The following is a 4,894-nucleotide window of genomic DNA, read 5'->3' on the forward strand; positions in this document are numbered from 1 at the left end:
CAGCTCCCCGGAAACAATCTTCGAATAAACCGGTGCCTGTGGATCGATCATCAATGTCAGGAATCCAACATAATCCGGCTTGATCGCGCTGATCAGGGAAGCCGATGCAATGGCGTGTTCTCTCAGCCGCTGCCGTCCGCCAAGGCCGGAAATCAATGTGGCCGAACAGAGAATACCGCATCTTTTCAGCTTCCTGCCTGCTTCGATCATCTCTTCCCTTGTCACACCCTTTTTGACATCTTTTAAGACCTGCGGATCACCGGACTCAATTCCCATATAAACCATATCAAGGCCTGCAGCTTTCAACTGCATCAGTTCTTCCTCAGACTTATGAAGAATATCCTGCGTCGTTCCGTAAGCAGTCACTCGCTCCAGATTCGGGAATTTCTCCCAGATATACGTCAGAATCTGTATCAGCATTTCCGTTTTCACAATCAATGCGTCACCGTCTGCCAGAAAAATCCTGCGAATATGGCCGCCATACAGCATCGCAGCCTCATCAAAATCCGCCAGTATATCTGCAAGGGGTCTGATCTTAAATTTCTTGTCTTTATACATCGTGCAGAATGTACAGGTGTTGTGGGCGCAGCCCACAGTTACCTGCACAATCAGACTGCGTGCCTCACTCGGTGGTCTGTAAACAGTTCCTTCATATTGCATGATGTGCCCTCCTGATTCTTCTTTAAATAGTTCGCATGCGTATTATTAAATACCAGTATATCTTTTATCCCAAAAATAATCAATAGGCAGATGCAAGTATTTCCCGAAAAACAAAAACGCCACGTACCTGATGACTCAAATACATGGCGTCCACAAAATCATGGATGGAGGTGGATTCGAACCACCGAAGCGTGTCGCAGCAGATTTACAGTCTGTCCCCTTTGGCCACTCGGGAATCCATCCATAAGTCATTTCTGACCGCTATCCATGATATCATATTTAATTTTAAAATTCAACCCCTAAAATTTCACTGTATATCCGTACCGCGTCAAAATAGCTATGCAACTATCCTTCCATCCGACATATTGCTTATCCGTTATCCGATATCCTTCAGGATAACAGCCGATGTCCTCGGCATCGCTACCATCAAATAGCCATCTGTTACAACATAAATATCCGGCACCTTTGTAAACGACTCTGCCACACTCATCAACTGCTGCTCCATGCGGCTTCCATCTGCCACACCAATCTGCCAAACCGGCACTGCCACATTCACTGTCTCCTGTGTATTATTGACAATGACTGCATACCGCTCATTCTTATCAAAACGGCCATAGCCCAATAGTCCCCATGCTGTATAAAGCATTTTGTAGGAACCGGTACGCAGTGCCGTGCTGCTTTTGTGGATTCGAATGGCTTCTTTGTGGAATTGCAGCATCTGCTTATCTTCATGACCCCACGGATAAGTTCTTCTATTGTCCGGATCCGTCCATCCGCAGACACCGGCCTCATCCCCATAATAAACAGTCGGTGCTCCCGGCCACGTCATCTGCATGATCACAGCCTCCCGCATAACAGCATCATGGATGCCTTCTTCAGCTGCCTTTGCCCCTTTGCTCTGAATTCTTCCAACCTGTCCATTGGTTCTTGTAAGGAATCTTGAATGATCGTGATTGGACAACTCATTCATGGCCACATAGAGAGAATCATACTCAAAGCGTGACATATGATGACTCATAGCACCTTCAAATGTCTCCGGATTGCACAGCAGATCATCTCTTCTCTCATCACTGTGTTTTTCCACACCGGTCAGGAACCATGTAATCGGCTCCATAAATGCCTCATAGTTCATCACGGTATCCCATTCATCCCCTTCAAGCCATGAAGCCGGATCTGTATAATTTTCAGCCAGAATCAAGGCATTCGGATTTGCTTCTTTGACTGCTTTTCGGAAACGTTTCCAGAATAAATGATTATACTCCGGAGAATGACCGAGATCCGCCGCCACATCCAAACGCCAGCCATCCACATTGTAAGGCGGTGACACCCACTTCTGTCCGATTCTCAGAATATATTCACACAAACTTTCAGATTCTTCATAATTCAGCTTCGGCAGTGTATCATGCCCCCACCAACCATCATAATCCTTATTATACGGCCATTTTTCTGAATGAAATTTGAAAAAGCTGCGATAAGGGCTCTTCTCATCCACATATGCCCCCGGCGCATAGCCCTCCTGTCCTTCATAAATCCGCTCTCTGTCCATCCATTTATTGAAAGAACCGCAGTGATTGAACACACCGTCCAGAATCACTTTCATGCCTCTGCGATGTACTTCCTCTACAAACTGAACAAAAAGTTCGTTGCTGGCTTCCAGATTCTTCTTATTGGTTACACGACGGATATAGCGGCTGGCATGACAATTGTCCATATCGCTTTTCTCCAGTACTTCTCCTGCATCATCAACAATTCTGCCAAAATGTGGATCAATATAATCATAATCCTGAATGTCATATTTATGATTGGATGGTGAAACAAAAATCGGATTCAGGTAAAGAACTTCAATCCCCAGATCCTGCAGATAATCCAGCTTGTGCATAATTCCCTGAAGATCGCCGCCATAGAAGTGACAGACATCCATGTCATGCGGATAAGCCTGCCAGTCCTTCTCCTGCTCTGAATGCAGCTTCACATAGCTATACTCCCGATCCAGCACATCATTTGTCGGATCTCCGTTACAGAACCGATCTGTAAAAATCTGATAAAAAACGGCACCTTTCGCCCAGTCTGGCGTCTTGAACTCCGGATAGAAATTGAAGTTATAATAATCCTGCACACCGTCCATCACACCGCGTTTATTGTACACAGCTGTCCTTTTGCCTTCGTCAGTTTCCGCTCCGGTAACTGTAAAATAATAATTCGTGCCGCACTCCGGATAATGAAGCATCACTTCATAATAATCAAACCGACCTTCCGTAAAACATTTATGCATATCTGCTTTCATGCTGTCCGTCACAACCGTTACCAGTTCTGCATTATCCTTCGCCGTCCGAAAGCGCAGCCTGACACCGTAACCGGTGCCGTCAGATGTATATAATCGATAAAAAGGAGTCCCATCCGCAAAGAACGCCTGTCTGTTCAAAATTTTATTCATTCCCTTGCTCCTGTCAAAAAAATTGGAGCGAAACTCATCCTTATTCACAAGAGCATATCGAACCGACGATTCAATATACTCATTCTGGAATAATGAGAGTTTCGCAGATATTGATAAAAACTGTTTCCAGACATTAGTCAAAAGCATTAAAATTACTTCTGAATTATGTCCAGCATTCAACAGCCGCAAAATTATTTCTATTGTATAGTAAATTCAATAGATTTTCAACCTTCTACTCTATTGTATACACACAAACCATGAAAATATGTATACACATCATCCCTTTTTCTTTTCCGAAAACTATAAAAACAGACTCTACAACATAGATAAAATGCGGCTCAAAAATGCTTCGGAAAAGAGCTATCGAAATACTCTTGAGCCGCATTTCATCTATTATTTTTTTTAATTTTGGGGGACAAAGAAAAAAGGACAGCTTCCGTTGCTGTCCTTTTGGAGAAGGTATTTTTGTTTATGGGGTGAAACAAAAACTTTATAATGTATTGGGGGGTTTACGTCTATTATAATACCATGCCCCCACTTAAAAGTGTTCACAAAGTTTTATTTATTCACCAAACCTTTTTATGCAAGTTACATAAAGCGTAATTTTTCATTTTCTGTTTTCTCTGGAAAAACTGCCTCAAATTCTTCTCTTGTTATCTTTTCTTTGTCAATGAGCAGATTCGCGCATGCATGCAGCTCATCCAGATGCTCTGTAATGATACGTCTGGCTTCCTGATGGCAGCCATCAACGATACGTTTCACTTCCTGGTCGATCACAGCTGCAATGCCCTCTCCATATGGCTTGGAATGGCCGATATCTCTGCCGATGAACACCTCATCACTGCCGCTTGTATAATTAATCAGACCAACTGCATCAGACATACCGTACTCTGTAACCATGGCACGTGCTGTCTCTGTTGCCGTCTTAATATCCTGGGAGGCACCCGTTGTAATATCATCAAAGATCAATTCTTCCGCGACACGTCCGCCCAGAGATACAACAATATCCTGCATCATCTTGCCCTTGGTATTGAACATATTGTCTCTTTCAGGCAACGGCATTGTATAACCTGCTGCACCAATACCTGTCGGAATAATAGATACGGAATAAACCGGTCCTACATCCGGAAGCAGATGGAATAATAACGCATGTCCGGATTCATGGTAAGCCGTAATCTTCTTCTCCTTGTCGGAAATAACACGGCTCTTCTTTTCTGCACCGATGCCGACTTTGACAAACGCCCGGCGAATATCATCCTGCACAATATATGCACGACTCTGTTTTGCCGCATAAATGGCTGCTTCATTCATCAGATTCTCAAGATCTGCACCTGTAAAACCTGCTGTTGTACGGGCAATCTGATCCAGATCCACATCATCCCCCAGCGGCTTGCCCTTGGCATGCACTTCAAGGATTTCACGACGTCCCTGAATATCCGGACGGCCAACGCCAACCTTACGGTCGAAACGGCCCGGACGAAGGATTGCCGGATCAAGAATATCCACACGGTTTGTAGCTGCCATAACAATGATGCCCTCATTGACACCAAAACCATCCATCTCTACAAGCAGCTGATTCAGTGTCTGCTCACGTTCATCGTGGCCGCCGCCGAGACCTGTTCCACGTTTTCTTGCTACCGCATCGATCTCATCAATAAAAACAATACACGGTGCGTTCTTCTTGGCATTTTCAAAAAGATCACGCACTCTGGATGCACCGACACCTACAAACATTTCCACAAAGTCCGAACCGGAGATACTGAAGAAAGGTACACCGGCTTCACCGGCTACCGCCTTGGC

The 4,894-nt window shown here is 44.6% G+C and carries 3 protein-coding genes and 1 tRNA gene; all 4 read right to left on the bottom strand.

Annotation, left to right across the window (positions count from 1 at the left end; translation table 11 throughout):
• A partial coding sequence (locus WMO25_RS14945) for a radical SAM protein (protein WP_349085974.1) occupies positions 1–660 on the bottom strand: 660 nt, incomplete at its 3' end.
• A gap of 161 nt (positions 661–821) precedes the next feature.
• A tRNA-Tyr gene (locus WMO25_RS14950) sits at positions 822–903 on the bottom strand.
• Between the two features lie 133 nt (positions 904–1,036).
• A complete protein-coding gene (locus WMO25_RS14955; protein WP_349085976.1) occupies positions 1,037–3,094 on the bottom strand; it encodes a glycoside hydrolase family 13 protein in 2,058 nt (685 codons plus the stop codon).
• Between the two features lie 588 nt (positions 3,095–3,682).
• On the bottom strand, positions 3,683–4,894 hold a 1,212-nt coding region (ftsH, locus tag WMO25_RS14960; protein WP_349085978.1), incomplete at its 5' end, for an ATP-dependent zinc metalloprotease FtsH.

The organism is Coprococcus intestinihominis (assembly GCF_040096555.1).
GTDB lineage: Bacteria > Bacillota > Clostridia > Lachnospirales > Lachnospiraceae > Coprococcus_A > Coprococcus_A intestinihominis.

What these genes read in the sequence shown, in the direction of transcription:
- WMO25_RS14955 (WP_349085976.1), bottom strand. Translation starts at nt 3,094, where the DNA reads ATGAATAAAATTTTGAACAGACAGGCGTTCTTTGCGGATGGGACTCCT.